General features: G+C 51.1%; 22 protein-coding genes, 1 tRNA gene and 1 riboswitch. Of the genes, 7 read left to right on the plus strand and 16 right to left on the minus strand.

From position 1 onward, the window contains the following. Positions 1–27: 27 nt before the first annotated feature. The 3 genes from folE to metZ form a co-directional block, all read right to left on the minus strand. The gene (folE, locus tag GQE98_RS05040) at positions 28–618 is read right to left on the minus strand and encodes a GTP cyclohydrolase I FolE (RefSeq protein ID WP_161314537.1); all 591 of its coding nucleotides are present in this window, start codon (positions 616–618) and stop codon (positions 28–30) included. Between the two features lie 33 nt (positions 619–651). Next, on the minus strand, positions 652–1,059 hold the full coding sequence (gene apaG, locus GQE98_RS05045) for a Co2+/Mg2+ efflux protein ApaG (RefSeq protein ID WP_214646487.1): 408 nt from the start codon (positions 1,057–1,059) through the stop codon (positions 652–654). 136 nt (positions 1,060–1,195) lie between these two features. Then, positions 1,196–2,413: an O-succinylhomoserine sulfhydrylase gene (metZ, locus tag GQE98_RS05050; protein WP_202526084.1), complete on the minus strand. Its 1,218-nt coding sequence runs from the start codon at positions 2,411–2,413 to the stop codon at positions 1,196–1,198. A 42-nt stretch (positions 2,414–2,455) separates the two neighbouring features. After that, positions 2,456–2,533: riboswitch (SAM riboswitch) on the minus strand. A gap of 74 nt (positions 2,534–2,607) precedes the next feature. Here metZ and GQE98_RS05055 point away from each other — a divergent pair. Then, positions 2,608–2,681: transfer RNA gene (locus GQE98_RS05055), tRNA-Gly, on the plus strand. 10 nt (positions 2,682–2,691) lie between these two features. On the opposite strand, the gene fumC is transcribed toward GQE98_RS05055, so the two are convergent. The 4 genes from fumC to GQE98_RS05075 form a co-directional block, all read right to left on the minus strand. After that, positions 2,692–4,080: a class II fumarate hydratase gene (gene fumC / locus GQE98_RS05060; protein WP_161314539.1), complete on the minus strand. Its 1,389-nt coding sequence runs from the start codon at positions 4,078–4,080 to the stop codon at positions 2,692–2,694. A 42-nt stretch (positions 4,081–4,122) separates the two neighbouring features. Then, positions 4,123–4,296, minus strand: coding sequence for a hypothetical protein (locus GQE98_RS05065; protein ID WP_161314540.1), 174 nt, complete (start codon positions 4,294–4,296; stop codon positions 4,123–4,125). Then, entirely contained in the window at positions 4,293–5,492 is a 1,200-nt protein-coding gene (locus tag GQE98_RS05070; protein ID WP_161314541.1) for a diguanylate cyclase, read from the minus strand. Before GQE98_RS05070 ends, GQE98_RS05065 begins: the two co-directional genes overlap by 4 nt. 104 nt (positions 5,493–5,596) lie before the next feature. Next, entirely contained in the window at positions 5,597–6,367 is a 771-nt protein-coding gene (locus GQE98_RS05075; RefSeq protein WP_161314542.1) for an enoyl-CoA hydratase, read from the minus strand. Positions 6,368–6,470: 103 nt separating this feature from the next. Here GQE98_RS05075 and GQE98_RS05080 point away from each other — a divergent pair, with 103 nt between their 5' ends. Then, positions 6,471–7,292, plus strand: a complete 822-nt coding sequence (locus tag GQE98_RS05080; protein WP_161314543.1) for a NifU family protein — start codon at positions 6,471–6,473, stop codon at positions 7,290–7,292. A gap of 7 nt (positions 7,293–7,299) precedes the next feature. Here GQE98_RS05080 and GQE98_RS05085 read toward each other — a convergent pair whose 3' ends face one another. Beyond that, positions 7,300–9,168 (minus strand): adenylate/guanylate cyclase domain-containing protein, encoded by a 1,869-nt coding sequence (locus GQE98_RS05085; protein ID WP_161314544.1) that lies wholly within the window; start codon positions 9,166–9,168, stop codon positions 7,300–7,302. A gap of 56 nt (positions 9,169–9,224) precedes the next feature. On the opposite strand from GQE98_RS05085, the gene GQE98_RS05090 reads away from it, so the two are divergent. From GQE98_RS05090 to ggt, 3 genes are all read left to right on the plus strand, one after another. Continuing rightward, positions 9,225–9,812 (plus strand): hypothetical protein, encoded by a 588-nt coding sequence (locus tag GQE98_RS05090; RefSeq protein WP_161314545.1) that lies wholly within the window; start codon positions 9,225–9,227, stop codon positions 9,810–9,812. 100 nt (positions 9,813–9,912) lie between these two features. Then, complete coding sequence (locus GQE98_RS05095; RefSeq protein ID WP_161314546.1) at positions 9,913–10,128, plus strand: DUF4170 domain-containing protein; 216 nt, start codon at positions 9,913–9,915, stop codon at positions 10,126–10,128. Positions 10,129–10,247: 119 nt separating this feature from the next. Next, positions 10,248–11,837, plus strand: coding sequence for a gamma-glutamyltransferase (ggt, locus tag GQE98_RS05100; protein WP_161314547.1), 1,590 nt, complete (start codon positions 10,248–10,250; stop codon positions 11,835–11,837). Between the two features lie 28 nt (positions 11,838–11,865). Here ggt and GQE98_RS05105 read toward each other — a convergent pair whose 3' ends face one another. The 4 genes from GQE98_RS05105 to argS all read right to left on the minus strand — a co-directional run bounded on the left by GQE98_RS05105 (position 11,866) and on the right by argS (position 17,069). Next, entirely contained in the window at positions 11,866–13,596 is a 1,731-nt protein-coding gene (locus GQE98_RS05105) for a SulP family inorganic anion transporter (RefSeq protein WP_161314548.1), read from the minus strand. Between the two features lie 9 nt (positions 13,597–13,605). Then, entirely contained in the window at positions 13,606–14,049 is a 444-nt protein-coding gene (locus GQE98_RS05110) for a MarR family winged helix-turn-helix transcriptional regulator (protein ID WP_161314549.1), read from the minus strand. A 95-nt stretch (positions 14,050–14,144) separates the two neighbouring features. Further along, positions 14,145–15,215: a class II fructose-bisphosphate aldolase gene (fbaA, locus tag GQE98_RS05115; RefSeq protein WP_161314810.1), complete on the minus strand. Its 1,071-nt coding sequence runs from the start codon at positions 15,213–15,215 to the stop codon at positions 14,145–14,147. An 84-nt stretch (positions 15,216–15,299) separates the two neighbouring features. Further along, a complete protein-coding gene (gene argS / locus GQE98_RS05120) occupies positions 15,300–17,069 on the minus strand; it encodes an arginine--tRNA ligase (RefSeq protein ID WP_202526086.1) in 1,770 nt (589 codons plus the stop codon). Between the two features lie 290 nt (positions 17,070–17,359). Here argS and groES point away from each other — a divergent pair, with 290 nt between their 5' ends. Continuing rightward, positions 17,360–17,647 carry a co-chaperone GroES gene (gene groES / locus GQE98_RS05125; RefSeq protein WP_161314551.1) on the plus strand — a complete coding sequence of 96 codons (288 nt, stop codon included), beginning with the start codon at positions 17,360–17,362 and terminating at the stop codon, positions 17,645–17,647. 30 nt (positions 17,648–17,677) lie between these two features. Then, complete coding sequence (gene groL, locus GQE98_RS05130) at positions 17,678–19,327, plus strand: chaperonin GroEL (protein WP_161314552.1); 1,650 nt, start codon at positions 17,678–17,680, stop codon at positions 19,325–19,327. Between the two features lie 106 nt (positions 19,328–19,433). Here groL and GQE98_RS05135 read toward each other — a convergent pair whose 3' ends face one another. Genes GQE98_RS05135 through GQE98_RS05150 form a run of 4 tightly spaced genes read right to left on the minus strand, consistent with a single transcriptional unit; the run spans position 19,434 to position 21,541 of the window. Continuing rightward, positions 19,434–20,057: a DUF938 domain-containing protein gene (locus GQE98_RS05135; RefSeq protein WP_161314553.1), complete on the minus strand. Its 624-nt coding sequence runs from the start codon at positions 20,055–20,057 to the stop codon at positions 19,434–19,436. After that, on the minus strand, positions 20,054–20,533 hold the full coding sequence (locus GQE98_RS05140) for a periplasmic heavy metal sensor (RefSeq protein ID WP_161314554.1): 480 nt from the start codon (positions 20,531–20,533) through the stop codon (positions 20,054–20,056). Before GQE98_RS05140 ends, GQE98_RS05135 begins: the two co-directional genes overlap by 4 nt. Further along, positions 20,520–20,972 carry a hypothetical protein gene (locus GQE98_RS05145; protein ID WP_161314555.1) on the minus strand — a complete coding sequence of 151 codons (453 nt, stop codon included), beginning with the start codon at positions 20,970–20,972 and terminating at the stop codon, positions 20,520–20,522. The genes GQE98_RS05140 and GQE98_RS05145 overlap by 14 nt, the downstream gene beginning before the upstream one ends. Continuing rightward, on the minus strand, positions 20,969–21,541 hold the full coding sequence (locus GQE98_RS05150) for an RNA polymerase sigma factor (RefSeq protein WP_161314811.1): 573 nt from the start codon (positions 21,539–21,541) through the stop codon (positions 20,969–20,971). Before GQE98_RS05150 ends, GQE98_RS05145 begins: the two co-directional genes overlap by 4 nt. Positions 21,542–21,635: the final 94 nt, after the last annotated feature.

A 21,635-nucleotide genomic window follows, 5' to 3' on the forward strand; every position in this document is an offset into this window, starting at 1 on the left:
CGAAAATTTAACACGGCGGTGCCGCACTCAGCCTTTATCGATAAAGGAGAGCAGCTCGCGGCGCGTGATATCGGACCGGCGGAATATTCCGAGCATCGTACTCGTCACCATCGTGACGCCGTCTTTATGGACGCCCCGTGTTGTCATGCATTGATGGGCGCTTTCGATAATTACCGCCACTCCTTTTGGCTGCAGGGTCCTCTCGATCGTCTCGGCAATCTGCCGGGTGAGTTTTTCCTGAATCTGCAGTCGCTTGGCATAGGCATCGACAACACGCGCGAGCTTCGAAATGCCGACAACCCGATTGCTTGGTATATAAGCCACATGGGCAACACCGATAATGGGCACCATATGATGCTCGCAATAGCTCTCGACACGGATATCCTTCAGCACCACCATCTCGTCATAGCCATTTACTTCCTCAAAAGTACGGGCGAGATAGGTATCGGGATCTTCGTTGTATCCGGCGAAAAACTCCAGGTATGACCGGGTCACGCGATCCGGTGTCCCAAGCAGTCCTTCGCGACCCGGATCATCCCCGGCCCAGCGGATCAAGGTCCGTACGGCCTCTTCGGCTTGTTCTTTCGTTGGTTTCGTTGGATGACTATGTCTGTTCATATCTGAGTAATTTCCTGGGGGCTGCGCCGCCTTTTAGTGAAGAGAAGAAATGGCGTCAGGGCTGTCCAGAGAGAAAGCCGGAATGTCGACTGCGAACAATTTCCCTCCTTCTGATTGCATATCGTAGGATCCGACCATAATGCCCGATGGCGTGGAAAGTGGTGTTCCGCTGGTATATTCGTAAATATCGCCCGGGGCAAGAACCGGTTGTTCTCCCACAACGCCCTCGCCGTCAACCGTCTCCGTATGACCTTCCGCGTTGGTAATGCGCCAGTGCCGATATTTAAGGGTTACTGTGTGTGTCCCCTGATTCTCAATCCTGACCTGATAGGCCCAGACATAAAGCCCATCTTCAGGGCGGGATCGATCACTCAGATAGACAGGTGTCACCGAAACCTGAATATTTTTCGTAATCTTGTTATAGGCGCCAGCCTCCATCATATCCTGTACCGTCTGCCTTGTTATTCCGATTGGCTTAATTCCCCTGAATATTGCGCCATAGGGTCACTTTGTCCAGTAAATCGGTAAGACCATTGGAAAGCCGGCGATGAAACAGACATTTTCACCGCTAACCTTATCAGTCGCTTTGGCCACTCAGCGCGTAACCCAAATCCTCGATCAGATCATCAACATCTTCAAGCCCGACCGACATACGCACCATGCTTTCGGTGATGCCAAGTTCCCGCTTGATGGCATCATCAACACTCGAGTGTGTCGTGGTTGTCGGATGGGTAATCAGAGATTTTGCGTCGCCAAGATTATTACTGATATCGATCAGTGACAGGCGATTGAGCGCGGAGAAGGCTGCCTCTTGATCACCGGCGATTTCAAACGTGACGAGCGTGCCGCCGCGGGCCATTTGTTGCGCTGCCAAGGCATGTTGCGGGTGCGAGTCGCTTCCGGGAAAAATAACGCGGCTAATTGCCGGATGACCATCCAGGAACGCAGCAATCTTTTCTGCGTTATCGCACTGCTTATGTACGCGCAGCTCAAGGGTTTCCAACCCCTTCAGCAAATTCCAGGCATTGAAGGGACTGAGGGCGGGGCCGGTATGCTTGAGGTAAGGGGCGAGGGTGTCCTCGACAAATTCCTCTGATCCCAGAACAATCCCGCCAAGGCACCGTCCCTGTCCATCAATATGCTTGGTCGCGGAATACACCACGATATCGGCCCCCAGTGTGATCGGGTGTTGCAATATTGGTGTGGCAAAGACGTTATCAACAATGACTTTCGCGCCAACTTTATGGGCAAGATCGGATATTGCCGCGATATCCATGATCTCAAGCGCCGGGTTGGACGGTGTTTCTAAGAAAACACAGGCGGTTTCTTTCTTGAGAGCCGCGCGCCACTGATCAAGGTCAGTCCCGTCAATCAAGGTGACGTTGACACCGAACCTGGGTAGGATCGTCTCAATAATATACAGGCAAGAACCAAAGAGCGCCTTGGGCGCCACCACATGATCCCCGGCCTTTAGCTGGGACATTAGCGCGCCGTTCACCGCGGCCATCCCACTTGCGGTGGCACGTGCGGCGACAGCCCCTTCTTCGAGAAGGATCATCCGCTCTTCGAACATGGAAAGGGTCGGGTTTGCGTAGCGGGAGTAGATAAAACCTTCGTTCTCGCCCTTGAAGCGGCCAGCGGCCTGCTCCGCGCTGTCATAGACGAAGCCAGAGTTCATGAAAATGGCTTCGCTTGTTTCGTTAAACTGGGAGCGTTTTGTGCCGCCACGAACAAGTTTGGTGGCGGTTCGGTAGTCTTTGGTGCGGGTTTGCACCGTTTCTTTTTCAGTTGTCATTTCGTCCTCGAGGCATAAAAAAACCCCGACCATCGATCAGGGTTCCTGTGAGCCCCGACCTTTTAGCGTTTCTTTTACGTGGCCGCAAGCCGGTCGGCACAAATCACCACGCCAAAATCTTTATCGAGATGGACGCAGACTGTCAAGAATTTCTGTTGCGGTGGCAGGGTTCTTTCTGTAGTTACAAAAGGCGCGCGGGCGTAGCTCAATGGCAGAGCAGAAGCTTCCCAAGCTTACGACGAGGGTTCGATTCCCTTCGCCCGCTCCAATCGTTCCCGTTATTCTCCCACCATGTTTTCCGGGCGTACCCAGTCGTCAAACTGTTCCGCCGTTAGGAATTCGAGCGCTATTGCCGCCTCCTTCAGGCTGCTGTTTTCCGCATAGGCTTTTTTGGCGATTTTCGCTGCGTTGTCATAGCCGATATGGGGATTAAGCGCGGTCACTAGCATCAGGGATTGCGCCATCAACTCATCAATCCGGGCACTATTGGCCTCGATCCCGACAATGCAGTTATCAGTGAAACTCCGAAATGCATCGCCAAGCAGCCGGGTAGATTGCAGGACATTATAGATAATAACCGGCTTGAAGGCGTTCAGTTCAAAATGGCCGTTTGACCCGGCAATGGTGACAGTGACGTGATTGCCCATCACTTGCGCGCAAACCTGCGTTACGGCCTCGCATTGAGTCGGGTTGACTTTCCCCGGCATGATGGAGGAGCCAGGCTCGTTCGCGGGCAGGATCAGTTCGCCAAGACCACTTCTCGGCCCGCTTGCCAGAAAACGGATATCGTTGGCGATTTTCATGGCGCTGGTTGCGAGAATATTGAGAACTCCGGACAGCTCGACCAGTGCATCATGAGCGGCAATCGCCTCAAACTTGTTTTCGGCGGTGGTATAGGGAAGGTCGGTTAACTCGCGAAGGATCGAGACAAACATATCGGCGAAACCCGGTGCGGCATTTAATCCTGTGCCGACGGCAGTGCCGCCCTGCGCAAGTTCCATCACCCGCGGAAGGGTATCTTTTACACGCGCAATCCCAAGCTCCGCCTGTCGGGCATATCCAGAAAATTCCTGGCCGAGTGTGATGGGTACTGCGTCTTGCGTATGGGTTCGGCCGATCTTGATAATATCAGAAAAGGCTGCGGATTTTTCGCGCAAGGCCTGATGAAAATGAGCAAGAGCCGGAAGCAGGTGATGTGTAATTTGCTCCACTGCGGCGATTGACATGGCCGTAGGAAAGCTGTCGTTAGAGCTTTGGCCCATATTGACATGATCATTGGGGTGGACAGGCTTTTGTTGGCCGAGCGGGGCGCTCAGAATTTCATTTGCGCGGTTGGCGATCACTTCATTGACATTCATGTTGCTCTGGGTGCCAGAGCCGGTCTGCCAGATTACCAGTGGAAAATGATCCATGAGGGCACCGTCTATTACGTCATTCGCAGCCAGGATAATGGCATCTGCGAGCCGGGTATCGAGATGCCCCAGTATCTGGTTACTGAGGGCCGCTGCTTTCTTCTGAAGGCCCATCGCACGGATAAGGGCGGGGGGAAGATGCTCTCTACCGATTTTAAAGTTTTCAAGAGAACGCTGGGTTTGCGCCCCCCAGTACCGATCCGCCGGGACAGCGATTTCGCCCATGCTATCACTTTCGTTGCGCGTGCCGGACATGTTCAATCTCCCTTTTGAAAGCTCAATCGTCTTTAATGTGTGTCACGACATTCCATAAACAACCAGCATCTGAAGCCCGAGATAAATGGCAATAGCAATCAGGAAGAGATTGAGCGTGCGATCGGCAGCCTTACCCATTTCTTTAAGTTTTTTCGCGAACAGAACTCGGGCAATAAACAGGATAACAAAAGCGACTAAAAGTATTTTCAGGATCATTTGGCGACCGCCAGATCGTCCTTATCGGTATCTGCCGTCATGTCGTCCGTTGGGACATAAACAGAAATGTCATTTCCCCCTCTCGACTTTACCTCATACATTTGATTATCCGCAATATCGACTAGTGCGGACCAGTCCCCGACATTAGCGCTTTGCCTATCGACAATGCCGAAGCTGGCCGTAACCATCGTGCCGTCCGGGCGTGTGCCGAGGCCGATGTTACGAAGCCTTCGGATGGATTTATGCGCCCCCTTGGCGTCCGTATTGGGCAAAAGGATCACAAATTCCTCCCCTCCCCAGCGGACAATGACATCCGATCCGCGAGCATTGCGGCGGATGTTTGTCGCCGCACTGGCGAGGACGCGATCGCCGGCCTCATGCCCATAGCGGTCATTCACGGATTTGAATCTGTCCAGATCGATAAAGACCAGCGAAAAGGGCGTATTCTGGCGTTTTGATATTTTGAACTGTACATCGATAATTTCTTCCCCACTATTGCGGCTGTAGCAACGTGTCAGGGAGTCAATGGACGCCTGATCAATAAGCAGTGACATATAAAGAAGCTGGCTGATGGCGGCGAAAGCACAGAGAAAGCCAGTCACCGTCAGAATGAGCAGAATACCAAGGCGTTGATGCGGGTCGGCATTTTCTGGCATCAGGATAAGGATCAGCATCTGCACGACGAAGAAGAGTACCAGCGTGAGCACGGCTTCCTTGACGGTGAGCGGGAAGATGGCGATGCACCCAACAATCAGGAACGGAAACAACAGATATCCGGCAGCGGCAAGGTTGGTAACTGCGAAAATGTCAACGATATCCAGCAGAGGCTGATACATCGTCTGAAAAGTAAGCAGGATCGCAAAAAAGATGCCGAGTGCCCGATAGGCATCCCGCATGGTTTCTCCGCCGCTTATCCCGAAAAAAAGGGCCAGGAAGAGGACGGCCATCAGGACACGGGTGATCCCGAGAGTGACATAGCTTTCAAAATCAAAGGTTGTCAAATCCAAAAGGAAGCCAAGCGGAAAGGCAACCACGCATAGAAGGCTCAAAAAGCGGACCCGCGACAGGATCACGCGGGCCCTGCGACGTTTTAACAGCGGGGAATGGCTTTCATTGGAAAAAAGGCGGTCCAGCCCTTCAACCGATAGTGATTGGCGGCCGCCTCCCGAAAACACATCATATAAGTAAACCAACACTGGCTGCCCACCCCCGACGCGGCATGAAATATCGCTCCTTCATAGCAAATAATTGCCGTTAAAGGTAATGAATTTGCGTGAAGTTAGTGGGTGGGGCCTAAATGCTAGCGTGGTCTATTGAGGAACTTCTCCATCATCTGTCGGGGCTCATCGCATTCATAGGCATGGGAAAAGGCTTCTATCCCGAGTTGGATGCCGTCGCGTAGCGGGTTATTCTCCCAGTCGTTGCAAAGCTGCTTCTGGATAGCCATGGCATTTCTGCCGCCCTCAAGAATCTCTGTAATGACCTTGTTGGTTTCATCATCCAGCTTATCATCTTCGACAAGGCGCTGAACAAATCCTACCTCTTTCGCTTCGGTGGCACTCAGGCTTCGGCCCGTCAGAACCAGATCGCGGGCAAGATTGACGCCCAGAATTCTTGGGAGAAGTGCTGCATCAATAACAGAAGGGATGCCGACGCGGACTTCCGGCATTGCGAACTGGACACTCTTACCAGCGACAATCATATCGCAGGCCGCTGCGATTTCCATTCCGCCCCCGAGGGAGAGCCCGTTGACACGAGCTATAACTGGTGCATGGAAATAACGCACTTTATGGCAGACGTGATGTAAGTTCGTGATAAATGTACGGGCGGTATCCGGGGTGAGCCCGGCCATCTCGGAGATATCAGCCCCGCCAATAAAGCTTTTGTTTCCGGCGCCTGTCAGAATAAGAACGGCAATGTCTTTATCCTTGTCGAGCTGCGTAAGCGTTTCATTTAACTCGGCAACTATGACAGAGTTTAACGTGTTGAGTTTCCGCTGATTATCGATCGTTACACGCGCGACTTTACCTTCCGGTTTATCTTCAAGATCGGTGATGATAAACTTCGCCATTGTTTTCTCCGTTTTTATTATTAATTTAGAACTGTGTGGATTTGGCCTTTATGGCATTTTCACAGCAGTCAGTCTTCACATTAGTGACAATAGAGACAAATTGATGTTTATCCAGACGAAGCCAGGCGAAAATGCTACCGAACTTGAATTCTTTCCCGCTGAACGGGTCTATGAAAACGGCCCGCTTGCCGTAACGCGCGAAGAGGCAGCCGAGAAATCCCCGCTCGCGGCGCGTCTTTACGAGATAGACGGGGTCGCGGCTGTAAGTTTGACGGCGGATAGCATTGTTATTGCAAAGTCAGATGCGCGTGATTGGTCGTCGCTGCGGACAGAAGTTTTCGGTGCAATAGTGGCGCATTTTAAAAGTGGCGATCCAGCGGTGAGCGAGGCTGCAGATGAAACGGCGCCTGGTGAATTTGATGCAGAGATTATTGACCAGATCAAGGATCTGCTCTCAACGCGGATTGTGCCAGCGGTGACCCAATCAGGCGGGGACGTCTCGTTTCACAGTTATAAAAGCGGGAAGCTTTTCCTGAAATTCCAGGGACCCGCCTTTTCCATGCTGACGGGCATACAGAATATGCTGCGGCACTATATCCCTGAAATTACGGCTGTCCTTGATTATCGGGAGTCACTGCCAAAACCCGGGCTGAATACGCCGGAAGGGATCGCCATTCAAAAACTGCTGGAAGAGAAGGTCAACCCTTCAATTGCTGCCCATGGCGGACGGATTACCCTTGTTGATCTGCAGAAGGAGCGTGCGTACGTTCGTCTGGATGGCGGCTGTCAGGGCTGTGGCATGGCGGATGTAACATTGAAGCAGGGCGTCGCGGTGGAGATACAGAAACTGGTCCCGTCCATTGCCGAAGTGCTGGATGTGACGGATCACGCGGACGGAACCAATCCCTACTACCAGCCGTCATGATGAATATCTAATCCTCCAATCGGTAGATTGTTACAGGGTCATGCCGACCTTTGAGTTGGTAGTCGCCAATTTTCGTTGCGTTCGTATCCGGGCTAGCGTCAAAAGTAGTTGATGTCATCAGGGTGAAGACTTCATCGGTTCGATCGGACGATAAAGTCTTACCAAATTGTTCCATGCGCTGGGCGATATTTACGGTATCCCCAACGACGGTATAGTTGAGTCGGCCCGCAGCTCCGATATTGCCGACAATTAAGGCTCCTGTATGTATGCCGATACGCATATGGACTTCACTCAGGCCTGCTTCGTGGCGTTTCTCATTATCAGACATGATTGCCTTTTTTATCGCCTTGGCGGCGCGGCAGGCGCGGGCGGCATGATCTTCCTGCCGCTCTGGTGCGCCCCAGAAAGCCATAACAGCGTCGCCGATAAACTTATCGACGGTTCCGCCCTCTGCCTCGATACAGGCGGTGACAAGCTCGAAATGATGGTTGAGAAAGTCTGCGACCTCTTCTGTTTTCATGTCTTCTGCTTGGGGTGTAAAACCCACGATATCGGTAAACATGACGGTCACGACCCGCTCTTCCGAACGGGCTTCTCCACTTTCCATAAGCTTGCGGACAAGAGATTTCGGTACATAAGTTTCAAACCAGGCGAGACCCCGTAGCATGCTGTTATAGGCGTTGTTAGCTTCATTTACTTCAGTGAATCGGCTTGCGGGTAACGCTTTGACGGTGTTGAAATCAAGTAGGGATATTTGCCGTGATGCTGTAGACAGGGCAAGAACGGGGCGCGAAATCTTTCGTCCAATAACGATGGCGACTACGGTGCTCAACAACATAATGCCGAGCCCAGCCAGTCCTGCCATTAGCAATCGCCATAGCTCAGTGGAAACCTCGTCATTGAGGAGCCAGTAACCTATCGTGAAAGGCTTGTCGGCATATCCTGTAATTTCTTTGTAAACATAAATATAGCCCTGCCCATTCACCTCCAGGTAATGGCTGTTGAATGTGGTCTGCTCACCCAGCAACGCCAGCTTCTCGGCTTTATCGGACCATATTGCGCGCAAAACCGGATCTTCAATTTCATCAAGCTTTGGAACCGCATCCGTGATATTGAGGCCCATCGTCTCATGTGAGGCGTTTACCCCTTGTTCCATCATGACGCGGTCCTTGCCATACAATATAAACCGCTTGCTGTTTTTCAGCGAGGGTGCTGCATTCATTCGGGTGTTTACTGTGGACACAGTAATTGACGCGATTAACGCGCCTATAAACTTTCCATCTTGAAATGCCGGTTCCCTGAAATTCAGAACTGTTTGACGAAGCGTCGGCACATAAACAAGAGGGCCCCAGCTGCCTTTCTTCCGGGTTGCGAGATCGGCAATACCCATTTGTGCAACTGGGTCTTTGCTTTCATCGAACGACAGGATTTCTTTGCTTTGCCGATGTACTCCCGTTACTTGTAAATCTGGCGATACAAAAGCAAGAGTGTTGATTTGGGGTGTGCCAGAGATGGCGCCTAAAAGAAAATCATTAAGCTGTTCGCGATTGTTAACGTCAACCCTGCCCGCGTTGATCAATTCCGCCATATAGACGGCCTCATACGCGGCCGGATTAAGAAGTTCTATAAAATCATTTTGCGTCGCAGACATTGCTGCGCTTGCCTTGTCAATCAGAAGGTCCCTTGTGTTGGTAAGACCAGAAATAAGGCTGATCCCAAGAACAATGACGACGGTAATTACGACCAACGTTCCAAAACTAAGAGCCAAAACAGTGGCAATTGGCAGGGATTTGACGGGCTTACGTAGCGGCTTGTTAATCGGATCCCTCCTGAATTTATGGTTGTTTCCGATAGCATGAAGCCGGAAAATGATCAAAGACTTATGCTATATGGGTTTGTAGACAAAACCACGCAAGGCGGTATACTTAGTTCATGAATCTGGTTGTCGCGTTTGAAGCAATATTGGTTGTATGTTGCCTGATTTCACTAAATCTGGCGCGGCAGGCCTTCTTTCCGGCAAGCCTGTTTTGGGCATTCGGGGCGGCTTGTATCGGTATAACGGCGGCACTTGGCGGTTTTAAATTCGCCGGTTTTGGGGCGGTAGAGACCTATCACACGACGGCAAAACATTTTGCCGGATCAATTGGCATCGCCGCCTTTGTACTTGGGGCGCTGGCTGGTCTTTTTGCCGATTTTTTTGCCCGGTTTTACTGGTGGATATTGCTGGTTCTTCTTGCCGTTCTGTGCGCTGCGCTGCTTTTTGGACATTGGCGGTTTTCATCAAATATCCAGATGGGGCTCGTCGGCGTTATTTTCCTGGTCGGGTTGGTAAGGTTGCTTTCTGCCGGGATGCTCGCGATATACTTGATTTTGGGAGTAGTCTGCCTTGTCCTCTCGAAAATCGCTGTGAAATGGTTGGCGCTGAATACTGGCATGGATCCGTTGAATATCTATCACGTATTGGTCTCGCTCGCGGTGGTTTCCTTCGGGTTGGCCGCATCCCGGGACGACTGGGAATAATCCAAATCCTATATTGCGTTGCAATATATTGCTTCTTTTGGCAATCTCGGTATAACCAACTTATAAAGTGCTTAGCTAGCATACTGAATGAAGGAATGTTATGTCAGAAGCAAGTTCAAAGGTAACGAAGGGATTGTTTGTTGTCTTCGGCGGCAAGGTGACAGATACTCGAGGTAAGGATTTCGTGGACCCCAAGGAAATGGATGTCCAAGGCTTCTATGATTCTTATGATGCGGCACTGGCCGCTTGGCGGGCTGCCAGCCAGATGAAGGTCGATGACGCATTTACCAAATACGTCATTGTTCGGCTCTGGTAAAAGTGCGTTCATTCTACTCCGTAGAAAAATCTCCATCTCATATGGTATAATTTTGTTTATCGGCATAACTTGGCTTATTGTCCATATTCCGCAATCATTAATTCAAAAGAGGATTTCCCGTGCGCAATTTTTATAATGCCGGTCGTTCTGTAACCTATGGCTTGACAGGTGCTGTCGCAACTTCCAATACGCAAGCGTCGCAAGCGGCGCTGAGCATTCTGAAATCGGGTGGAAACGCAATGGATGCCGCAATTGCGGCCTGCGCTGTTCAATGCGTTGTAGATCCGATGCAGACGGGCATTGGCGGAGACTGTTTCTCGCTTGTCGCCATGGGCGGCGGGAGCCAGATCGAGGGGCTAAACGGGTCTGGTAAGGCGCCTATGGCGTTGACTGCGGACTACCTCTTGTCCAATGGTCAGGATAAAATGGATCCGACGAATATCCATTCGGTCACTATTCCAGGGGCGATAGATGCCTGGACAAGGCTTCATGAAAAATACGGCAGCATGGAATTTGCTGATATTCTAAAGCCCGCAATTGATTATGCGGAAAATGGTTTCGTCGTCACGCAACGCACCTCTGTTGATTGGGCGCGGGCAGTTGAGAAGCTTTTGAAAAACAAGTCGGCAACCGAAATTTTCCTGAACAATGGTAAGCCGCCGGCGGCCGGAACAGTGTGGCGCCTGCCGAAATTAGCGGCGACCTTGAAGGCGGTCGCGAAAAATGGGCGGGACGCTTTTTATAAGGGCGATATTGCGGCGCAAATGACGGAAAGCCTGAAGGCAGCAGGTGGCTTGCATGAAGTCGAGGATTTCGCTGCAACCGGGGCTGATTTCGTAACTCCCATTCATACCGAGTATCAAGGCCATCGCGTGCATCAAATTCCACCTAATGGACAGGGTATTACGGCACTGATTATGCTCAATATCCTGAAACGGTTTGATCTTGAAGGGCTGGATCCAAATGGTGCGCAACGCTTGCATCTGGAGGCAGAAGCGGCACGGCTCGCCTATCTCGCCCGAAACAAATATGTCGCGGACCCTACGAAATCTGATGTCCCGATTGAAATGCTGCTATCGGATGAGTTTGCAGATCACCTTTGTGGTTATATTGAAGTCGGCAAGGCGGGTGACCCGACTGGAGCCAACGCACTTGAGCGGCACCGCGATACAGTTTACATCACGGTGGTTGACAAAGACCGGAACGCAGTCTCGTTCATAAACTCGTTATTCCAGGATTTTGGATCGGGTATTGCCTGTTCGAAAACCGGCGTAATTTTCCAGAACCGTGGTTACGGCTTTGTCGTTGATCCGAACCACCCGAACTGCATCGCACCGGGCAAACGCCCGATGCATACGATTATTCCGGGAATGGTTACGAAGGATGGAAAAGCCGCACTCAGCTATGGTGTTATGGGCGGCGGCTATCAACCGGTTGGTCATGCCCATGTCCTGACCAATATCTGGAATTACGGAATGGATGTTCAGGAAGCCATTGATTGCCCGCGCGCATTTTATAACGCCGGTGTTCTTGAAGTGGAAGAGGGCGTTCCCGCGCCTGTTCGCGCCGAATTAACTGCAATGGGCTATCAGCTGGCGGATACTTCAATGCCGCTCGGTGGTGCGCAATTTATTGCAATTGATCCGGATACTGGTGTTCTATCCGGCGGCTCTGAGTCCCGGAAGGACGGTTGCGCCCTGGCATATTAGGGGCATTCACGTAAGGGGTGAAGAATGATCAGGGCAGGCCAGAAAGGTTGTCCAAAGCAAGGTTCTTCGCCTCTTCGAAGCGAGCCGTGAAATAAAGAGGGGTTCCTGCTTTTTCCTTCTTCAATTGATTGAGCAGTTTTAGGGTTGAGGGTTGTGGTTCGGACAGGATGACAACCCTCCCTTTGCTGTGACTTCGGGTTATGAAGTCCGAAAGGGCGGCCATCCCGGTCGCGTCAATCATTGGGACATTGCGCATTCTCAGAATTATAACCTTCGAGGTGACATCAATACGTTCCAGTACATCAATGAGAAGCGAGACCGTTCCAAAGAAGAATGGCCCCGTTATCTCATAGGTCTCGATTTCTTCTGGAAGTCCATGACCGGGGGTATAGTTCTTGGCAGAAGGATCTGATAAATCATCATGATCCTCCTCAATCAGGGATATATGTGTGGCCACTTTCACTGCGCCTGCCATCCGATGCATAAAGATGAGAGCGGCCATAACGACGCCAACTTCGATGGCGACAGTCAGATCCACGAGAATCGTTAGTAAAAATGTACTGACCAATACCAACCGATCACCAATCGGGGCTGATAAGAATTGTACGAATCGGTCCAGTTCACTCATATTCCAGGCGACGATCACCAAGACAGCCGCAAGACAGGCAAGGGGGATATATACAGCAAGCGGTGCAAACAGGAGCATTATCAGGAGTAGGAATACGGCGTGCAGCATGCCTGAAACAGGTGTTCGACCTCCGGATTTGATGTTCGTCGCAGTCCGAGCAATTGCCCCGGTGGCGGGGAGTCCGCCAAAAAAGCCAGAGGTCATGTTAGCTATCCCTTGCGCAACCAGTTCACAGTTGGATCGATGGCGCCGACCTGTCATGCCATCGGCAACAACTGCGGATAGGAGAGACTCCACACCAGCCAGAAAAGCGATTGTTAGTGCGCTGGGTAATAACTCCGGAATTTCGGAAATATTGAATTCGGGAAGAGATGGCATTGGCAAAAAATGTGGCAGCTCACCAAACTGCGATCCAATGGTGGCTACCTGAACGCCAAAGAGGGTCGCTATTCCTGCCCCCATTGTCAGGGCGATCAGGAAACCGGGAGCCTTAGGTGCATAAATTCGCAAGATTATAATGAGGGCCAGTGTTCCCGCAGCTAGCGCAAGAGTGGTCGGATCTATGCGGTCCAAATTGGCAAAATATGTTTGCCATTCCCCTAATACATCTGCCGATAGTCCCTCAATGCCAAATCCGAAAAACGCATTCATCTGGCTGGAGAAAATGATAACGGCGATCCCGGTCGTAAAGCCGGTGACAACCGGTTGCGGAATATATTTAATGAAAGTTCCAAGCCGCAGGAATCCGGCGATGATAAGCAGGAAGCCCGCAATTATCGTCGCGACGATCAACCCATCATATCCATGCCGGCTGATGACATCGAAAACTACGACAACAAAGGCACCTGTCGGCCCGCCAATCTGGAACCGGCTGCCTCCAAGCGCAGAAATCAGAAAGCCTGCAATGATGGCTGTAATCAGCCCTTTATCGGGCGTAGCGCCGGATGCAATCGCCAAAGCCATGGCAAGGGGAAGAGCGACAATAGCAACCGTAAGGCCGGCAATGGCGTCATGGCGCAAATCAGTCCAGGAATATCCCTGTCGGAGGACCGTATAAAATTTGGGCACAAAGAGATGCCATTCAAACGGGCGCTTTGAGGTATCCTCGCTCAGCAGGTTACGATCATGCATTTTTGTGTTTCATGAATTTTCACGAACCGAAACGAGATTTGCTTTAACTTTACCCAACAAGGTCAGCAATTGTGTTTGTTCTGCTTTTGAAAGGCCTGAAAGTGCCTGCTGACGGACATCGTCCGCGACCTGTTCGAGTTCGGACAAAACCGGATGAGCGGTCTCGGCTATAAATACCCGGAGAATCCGTCTGTCATCGGGATCCTTCTCGCGCCGGATAAACCCTCTTTCCTCCAAACGGTCAAGAAGGCGGCCGATTGTCGATTTATCGAGTTCGAGATAGTCTGCAAGCTCGGTTTGGGTAATACCTTCGCGCCGATCAAGAACGCCCAGCGCAAGCCATTTAGCTCGCGTCAGGTTATAGGGCTCAACCCGACGATCGATATGTGTTCTGAGCAGATGCGCGACCTCATGGACCAGCGTGCCAAGAGTGTTATCTTTTTTGCTTAACATGATAAATCCATTATAGTTGCTATGGCAATAGTTGGCAAGACAACAAAAAAGGCCGTATCGAAAATACGGCCTTTCAGGATGATATTTATTGAACTTTAGGCTTCGGCGATGGATTTTCCGGTCGCGCCGAGCTCATTACAAGCCTGCTGAATTCGCTCCGCCATGGATTTTTCGCATTCCCGCAACCAGGCGCGGGGGTCATATTGCTTCTTGAACGGCGTGCCATCCTCCGGGTCGATCTGATATTTGAATGCTTTTGGATTTGCCTCAACATAGTCGCCGACAGGCTTGGAGAAGGCGAACTGCGTATCCGTGTCGACATTCATCTTGAAGACGCCATAGCTGACAGCCTCAGCAATTTCCTCAGCGCTGGAACCGGAGCCACCGTGAAAAACAAAATCCAGAGGTTTTTCCTTGGTGTCATAGATACTCTGGACATGCTTCTGAGATGCCTGAAGAATTTCCGGGCGTAACTGGACATTGCCCGGCTTGTAAACACCATGAACATTGCCAAAGGCGGCCGCGACAGAGAAATGCCCGATTGGAGAGAGCCGTTCGTAAGCCTGAAGGACCTCCTCGGGTTGGGTATAGAGTTTGCTATTGTCCATGACATCGACATCGCTGCCAACACCATCTTCCTCACCACCGGTAACGCCCAGTTCAATTTCGAGACTCATGTCGATTTTCGCGAGACGTTTAAGCAGTCGTTCACATTCCGCGAGGTTCTCTTCAATCGGCTCCTCGGAAAGGTCGAGCATGTGAGAGCTGAAAAGCGGTTTACCTGTAGTGTTAAACTCATCCTCGCTGGCGTCGATCATGCTCTCAACCCAGGGAATAAGCCCTTTGTTTGCGTGGTCCGTATGCAGGACGACACAGATACCATAGGCCTTGGCAATCGTATGTGCGTGACGGGCAGCGGAGACGGCGCCGATAACCCGGGCTTCATCCACGTCCTTGATGCCCTTTCCCGCGAAGAATTGTGCCCCGCCGTTGGAGAGCTGAATAATGATGTCAGATTTGCTGAGCATCGCTCCTTCGAGCGCCGCATTGAGCGTATTGGTGCTGGTGACATTAATGGCGGGCAGGGCAAAGCCCTGGGCCTTGCAGTTTTTGACAAGGGTGAGATAGTCACTACCGGTCACAACACCCGGTTTCAGCTTCTTGATTTCCTCTTGCACGTCTTAATTCCTCTTGCTTTTACTGATTTCGTGTTTTGCGCGAAAAGATAGGAGACAAATGTTTAAAATTCTTTACATTCGTTCCGGCACGTCAATGCCCAGAATATAAAGTACCTGTTCCATCTGGCGGAGCGTGATGGCGCAGAGCCGGAGGCGCGATGCGCGGATCGCTTCATCTGGTTCGCCCAACACTTGGCATTCATGATAGAATGCGTTGAATTCCTGACTCAGACTGTAGACATGATCGCAAAGAATATTAGGCGCATTCTTCTCTGTGGCACCCTTGACGGCCTCAGGCAGGGAGGAGAGAGCAAGTATAAGGTTCCTCTCTGTGTCATGCGTTGCAATCAGGCGACCTTCGTTAAGCCCTTGTTCTTTGGCCTTGCGGAGCATGGATTTGATCCGTACCGCAGCATACATCTGGTAAGGACCGGTGCGTCCCTCAAATTTGGTGAATCTTTCCAAGTCAAAAACATAATTCGACATGCGCTGGTTAGACAGATCTGCATACTTGATCGCGGCAATGCCGACCTTTGTGGCGATATCGCCAAGTTCCGCCGTATCGAACCGCTCAGACATGCCTGATTCCGTTACGGTTTTCCGGGCTTCCTCAATGGCATCCTCAATCAAGCTGCGTAGACGAACCACGCCGCCATCCCGCGTTTTAAGTGGTTTGCCGTCTTTTCCGTTGACGGTGCCGAAACCGATATGCTCCAGATGGCAATCCGGCCTGATGCTGTGGCATTTACGGGCTGCACGGAAGACCTGCTCGAAATGAAGGCTCTGGCGAGCATCGACAACATAAAGAATCGTATCCGGGTTATGTTGATCCTGCCGCATCTCAATGGTCGCAAGATCCGTAGTGCCATACATTACGGCACCATCAGATTTTTCCAGAATCAGTGGCGGCATCTTTTTCTTGTCGCCATCTTCCGCCACCTCGACAACAACGGCGCCCTCGGAAACTTCAGAGTATCCTTCCTCCTTCAGGCGCACCATCATCCTCGGAATATAGTCATTCGTATCGGCTTCGCCGTTCCATTCGGTGAACTGGGCGCCGAGCAGATCGAAATCGGTGCGGGTTTCCGCAATGGAGATATCGCGCATGTGCTGCCAAAGCGCGCGATATCCGGCGCGGCCTTTCTGCAATTCGAAGGTGGCGATGCGGGCCTCTTCAAGAAAAGCGGGATCCTCCTTGGAGCGGGCGGAAGCAGCAGGATACAGTTCCTGCAACTCCTCGACCGTGACGGGAGACATTTCTGGAAAAGGACCGGTAAAGTCCACATTGAAGTAGGGAAGCTCCGGCTGTGCTCGCTCAATCTCCTTGATCAAGAGGCCCATCGGCAGGCCCCAGTCACCGAAATGAACATCACTGATGACCTCATCACCTATGAACTCGCGCAGACGGCGCAAGCTTTCACCGATAATGGTCGCTCGCAAATGGCCAACATGCATCGCCTTGGCGACATTAGGTCCTCCATAATCAAGGATGACTTTTTGGGATTGATGCGCGCTGCGACAGCCAAAATGTGCTTCTTCGGCAAGATCACTGATATGACCTAGGAGAAAATCATCACTCAGGCGGATGTTAATGAAGCCAGGGCCGGCAATGCTCAACTCAGAAAACAGGCCGGATTTTTCAAGCTCGACTATAACCTGTTCTGCAATTTCCCTTGGATTTCGGCCTACCTGTTTGGCAGCCCCCAACGCGCCGTTACACTGAAACTGTCCCAGTTCCCGACGCTGCGACAGGGACGTTCTGCCAAAAGAAGCGTCTATGCCGATGGTGGAAAAGGCTTGGCCGACAATTTGGCTCAACTGGTTTAATAACGATGTAGTCACGAAGCTTCCTGATCTTTTGAAATTCTTGCCTTGTATAGATGTTCCCTTGATCTTATCTGGGAAAGACATCCTGTGGCTTTATCTACTGGAAAATCGGGGTGGGGCCAAGAAGTTTGGGGAAAGAGGCCTGTGATCGGCCAAAATATTCATCCGGGTCCTGAAATTTTGATCTCCTATCTTGACAGCTGAGCTGCTTATCATTACATCCGAAGCGAGTTTGTTAGCACTCGATCCAATAGAGTGCTAAAAAAATTCCAACCAGTTACTTATCTGAGATGAGGGAGACTTTAATGAATTTTCGTCCATTGCATGATCGCATAGTGGTCAAGCGTATTGAAGCTGAAGAAAAAACAGCTGGCGGCATTATTCTCGTAGACAGCGCGCAGGAAAAACCGTCGCAGGGCGACGTTCTTGCCGTTGGTAACGGCGCAATCGCCGAAGATGGCACTGTTCGGCCGCTCGACGTAAAAGTCGGGGACAAGGTTGTTTTCGGCAAATGGTCCGGAACCGAGATCAAGGTCGACGGTGAAGACGTCTTGATCATGAAAGAATCAGACATCATGGGCATATTGGCCTAATCAACACACTTGTGATTGAGGAATAAAGACATGGCAAAAGAAGTCAAATTTAATACAGACGCTCGCCGGCGCATGCTGAAAGGCGTGAACATTCTGGCTGACGCTGTAAAAGTAACCCTTGGCCCCAAAGGCCGGAACGTCGTAATCGACAAATCCTTCGGTTCTCCGCGCATCACCAAAGATGGTGTGAGTGTTGCCAAGGAAATCGAACTTGAAGATAAGTTTGAAAACATGGGCGCACAGATGGTCAAGGAAGTTGCTTCCAAGACTAATGATGTCGCTGGTGACGGTACGACAACGGCAACCGTTCTGGCTCAGTCCATCATTCAGGAAGGCCTGAAAGCTGTTGCGGCTGCAATGAACCCGATGGACCTGAAACGCGGTATTGATCTTGCGGTTGCCAAAGCAGTCGAGTCTATCAAGGACATGTCCAAGCCGGTTTCCGGCCAGGAAGAAATCGCTCAGGTCGGCACGATCTCTGCAAACGGCGAAGCTGAAATTGGCAGCATCATTTCCGAAGCAATGCAGCGCGTTGGTAATGAAGGCGTCATCACCGTTGAAGAAGCCAAAGGCCTCGCAACTGAGCTGGACGTTGTTGAGGGTATGCAGTTCGACCGCGGTTATCTCTCACCTTACTTCGTGACAAATGCAGAAAAAATGGTTGCCGATATGGACAACCCCTACATCCTGCTTCACGAAAAGAAACTGACCAACCTGCAGCCGATGCTGCCGCTTCTTGAAGCTGTTGTTCAGGCTGGTAAGCCGCTTCTCATCATCGCAGAAGACATCGAAGGCGAAGCACTCGCCACTCTCGTCGTCAACAAGCTCCGCGGTGGCCTGAAGATCGCTGCTGTTAAAGCTCCGGGCTTTGGTGATCGTCGCAAAGCAATGCTTGAAGATATCGCAATCCTGACTGGTGGTCAGGTAATCTCCGATGATTTGGGCATCAAGCTTGAAAATGTTGGCCTTGATATGCTGGGTACGGCGAAATCCGTTACCATCTCCAAGGAAGAAACGACAATCATCGACGGTGCCGGTGAAAAAGCGGACATCGAAGGTCGTTGTAACCAGATCCGTGCGCAGGTTGAAGAAACATCTTCTGACTATGACCGCGAAAAACTTCAGGAACGTCTTGCCAAGCTGGCCGGTGGTGTTGCCGTGATCAAGGTTGGCGGCGCAACGGAAACTGAAGTGAAGGAACGCAAAGACCGCGTTGATGATGCGCTGCACGCAACCCGTGCCGCTGTCGAAGAAGGTATCGTTGCCGGTGGTGGTGTTGCCCTTCTTTATGCATCACGTGCGCTAGACGGCCTCACAGGCGATAATGAAGACCAGAATGTTGGTATCAAGATCGTTCGTCGCGCTCTTCAGGCTCCTTGCCGCCAGATCGCTGAAAACGCCGGTTCCGACGGAGCGGTTGTTGTTGGCAAGTTGCTGGAACAGGAAAGCGCTACTTTCGGCTTTAATGCTCAGTCAGGCAAATACACTGATTTGCCTAAAGACGGTGTTATCGATCCGGCCAAGGTTGTTCGCGCTGCATTAGAAGATGCTGCGTCGATCGCCAGCTTGCTGATCACAACAGAAGCTATGATCGCTGATCTGCCAGCAAAAGAATCCGGTGGCGCTCCTGCAATGCCTGATATGGGCGGCATGGGCGGCATGGGTGGCATGGGCTTCTAAGCCTGACACCATCTGTAAGGTTCGAAAATCGGGCTGCCTTTCGGGGCAGCCCTTTTTTTTGGAAATAGAGGAGAGGTCAGAAATACTACGTGCGAGAGGCTGGCAATCAGGCTTTTTCGAACATATGCATAAAATTATTGGCAGGCATCGGCTTGGTAGCTTTGTGAAGAAGGTTGTGTTTGGCGGCTTCGGTGCGCACGGCTTCAATGTCGCGAACGCCAAATTCGGGGTCGAGTGACTTCAGCCAAGCTTCAAACTTTATATTGCTCGCGGCGGTATGCTCACCATCAATCTTAAAAGGGCCGTAGAGATAAAGACGACCGCCTTCCGATAATATCCGACCTGCTCCCGCCATCAACCCTTCAGCTGTCCGCCAGGGGGAAATATGAATCATATTGGCGTTGAAAATTGCGGTAATGGGGTGATCCATATAATCAGCCGCCTCAACGGGCCAAACTGCAGCTGTCACATCCAGCCGGACCGGTGGCAACAGATTTTCCGAGGGGCTATGAGCAATCCAATCAGTTACACTATTGACCTGTTCCGGATCAAAGTTACTTGGTTGCCACTTAAGTGGTTTGACATTGGGCGCCAAAAAGACAGCATGTTCGCCGCTTCCACTTGCAACTTCGAGCACAGTCCCCGATTCCGGCAGCCAAGCCTTGAGTGTTTCAAGAATTGGCGTCCGGTTACGTTCGGTCGCAGGGGCAAATTGGCGTCTGTCCGTCATTCGTCATCCGGCTTTTTAGGGTTTGAATGTTTCCTTGGTGGGAAGAAACCTTCCTTGAAGAAAGCTGCGCGTTTGTCTTCTGGAAGTTTCTTGGCAAGTTCCAGCATGGACGCCTGAAAATAACTTTCGATCTGGAGTTGCTTCGCGATCATATCTGCATATGTCTGGTTAATTGCGATAAGATCAAGCTTATCAGCGCTGAACAGGTCTGACAGTTTACGTCGATAATCATGAAATTCCTTGAAATAGGGCCGAATGCTTTTGCGGCGTTTCTTCCAGAAGTCTTCAAGCTCTTCCTGCTGGCTTTCGTCCAGAACGGTAACTGCAGCGCGGCGGTCAAAATGAAATCTGTCCGGGTGCCGCTTGCCCGCACCACGGTCAATCCATTGTGTGATGAAGAAGCCGCCAACAATGATATTAACGGCCACAGACAGAACCAAGGCTGCGGAGAGGATTTTATGCCTAGAGATTTTCATAGTCACTTCCCAAATCACTCATGGTACCCCCGGTGAAAAATGTTTCAGTCAGTGCATACTCGTCACTATTGTCTATTATATTAGGGCTTGAAAATCCAAGTAGAATTCCAAGGCAGGCGGCCATCGCCATTCCTGCAGCAGGTTGCCAGATTGACCCAAAAGGCCAGAGGCTTTTGAGGAAGGGACCTGGATTAATATCCTCGGAACTTACCAGTACCCGGCCCAATAAATCGGATGAATAGGTCGCAGGTTGGGCAAGATCATCAAGAAGCTGATCAAATTTCTGTTCTTGGCGCAGCAGACTGCGGGCGACATCCGAAGAAGCCTGCAATCTTTTCATCATCTGAACGTCTTTCACTGGCCAGGCCTCCTCGCGGGCGCCATAGGCTTCGACGACTTCCTTGAACCGTTCAAGCTCTGCTGACAAGATTTCCTTCATAGCTCTTCTCCATCCATTAACCGCCGGGCTGGTATCAGCAATTTCTTTAATTTTCGTCGACCACGTGCAAGTAAAGACTCAAGCGCATCGACTGAAATATCCATAACGGCAGCTGCTTCTATATTTCCACATTCCTCAAAATGCACCAAAGAAATAGCGATGCGTTGGCGAGATGGCAGGTTTTGCAAGGCTTCGTTGACCTTGTCACCAAGTTGCCGTTGTGCCTTTATTTCCAGAACATCTGGGCTTGGATCTGCCAGATCCGGGACTTCTTCATCACTATAACGCCTCTGCGAACGCAAATAATCGACACATAAATTATGTGTGACGCGATGCAGCCAGGTTTTGATCTGTGCTTTGGCTTGCCATTTCGGAGCCTGCTTCCAAAGCTTGATAAAGGCTTCCTGAGCTATATCTTCGGCAAGGCTTTTGTCCCCCAGGATACGAAACGCCAACCGATATGACCGATCCAGATACAGGTCGGCAACAACACGGCTTGCAGAAGCATTGCCATCGGCGACTTCCTGCATAAGCTTAGCGTCTTTTTCGATCTCGCCTGGTTTATGCATTATCACCCGATGGATCCTTAGGAACGGCAGTCCGCCATCCGTCACAACTATTACTTATACGGAGGGCGTGACTGATTCCGTCGCAATAAATTAT

The sequence above is a fragment of the Sneathiella litorea genome, assembly GCF_009882915.1.
GTDB lineage: Bacteria > Pseudomonadota > Alphaproteobacteria > Sneathiellales > Sneathiellaceae > Sneathiella > Sneathiella litorea.

Coding starts and splice junctions, on each gene's coding strand:
- GQE98_RS05140 (WP_161314554.1), bottom strand. CDS start 20,533: ATGAAAATCTCTAGGCATAAAATCCTCTCCGCAGCCTTGGTTCTGTCT.
- GQE98_RS05080 (WP_161314543.1), top strand. CDS start 6,471: ATGTTTATCCAGACGAAGCCAGGCGAAAATGCTACCGAACTTGAATTC.
- GQE98_RS05150 (WP_161314811.1), bottom strand. CDS start 21,541: ATGCATAAACCAGGCGAGATCGAAAAAGACGCTAAGCTTATGCAGGAA.
- groL (WP_161314552.1), top strand. CDS start 17,678: ATGGCAAAAGAAGTCAAATTTAATACAGACGCTCGCCGGCGCATGCTG.
- GQE98_RS05110 (WP_161314549.1), bottom strand. CDS start 14,049: ATGTTAAGCAAAAAAGATAACACTCTTGGCACGCTGGTCCATGAGGTC.
- groES (WP_161314551.1), top strand. CDS start 17,360: ATGAATTTTCGTCCATTGCATGATCGCATAGTGGTCAAGCGTATTGAA.
- fumC (WP_161314539.1), bottom strand. CDS start 4,080: ATGTCCGGCACGCGCAACGAAAGTGATAGCATGGGCGAAATCGCTGTC.
- GQE98_RS05135 (WP_161314553.1), bottom strand. CDS start 20,057: ATGACGGACAGACGCCAATTTGCCCCTGCGACCGAACGTAACCGGACG.
- GQE98_RS05105 (WP_161314548.1), bottom strand. CDS start 13,596: ATGCATGATCGTAACCTGCTGAGCGAGGATACCTCAAAGCGCCCGTTT.
- GQE98_RS05145 (WP_161314555.1), bottom strand. CDS start 20,972: ATGAAGGAAATCTTGTCAGCAGAGCTTGAACGGTTCAAGGAAGTCGTC.
- GQE98_RS05090 (WP_161314545.1), top strand. CDS start 9,225: ATGAATCTGGTTGTCGCGTTTGAAGCAATATTGGTTGTATGTTGCCTG.
- apaG (WP_214646487.1), bottom strand. CDS start 1,059: ATGATGGAGGCTGGCGCCTATAACAAGATTACGAAAAATATTCAGGTT.
- GQE98_RS05065 (WP_161314540.1), bottom strand. CDS start 4,296: ATGATCCTGAAAATACTTTTAGTCGCTTTTGTTATCCTGTTTATTGCC.
- metZ (WP_202526084.1), bottom strand. CDS start 2,413: ATGACAACTGAAAAAGAAACGGTGCAAACCCGCACCAAAGACTACCGA.
- GQE98_RS05095 (WP_161314546.1), top strand. CDS start 9,913: ATGTCAGAAGCAAGTTCAAAGGTAACGAAGGGATTGTTTGTTGTCTTC.
- GQE98_RS05075 (WP_161314542.1), bottom strand. CDS start 6,367: ATGGCGAAGTTTATCATCACCGATCTTGAAGATAAACCGGAAGGTAAA.
- folE (WP_161314537.1), bottom strand. CDS start 618: ATGAACAGACATAGTCATCCAACGAAACCAACGAAAGAACAAGCCGAA.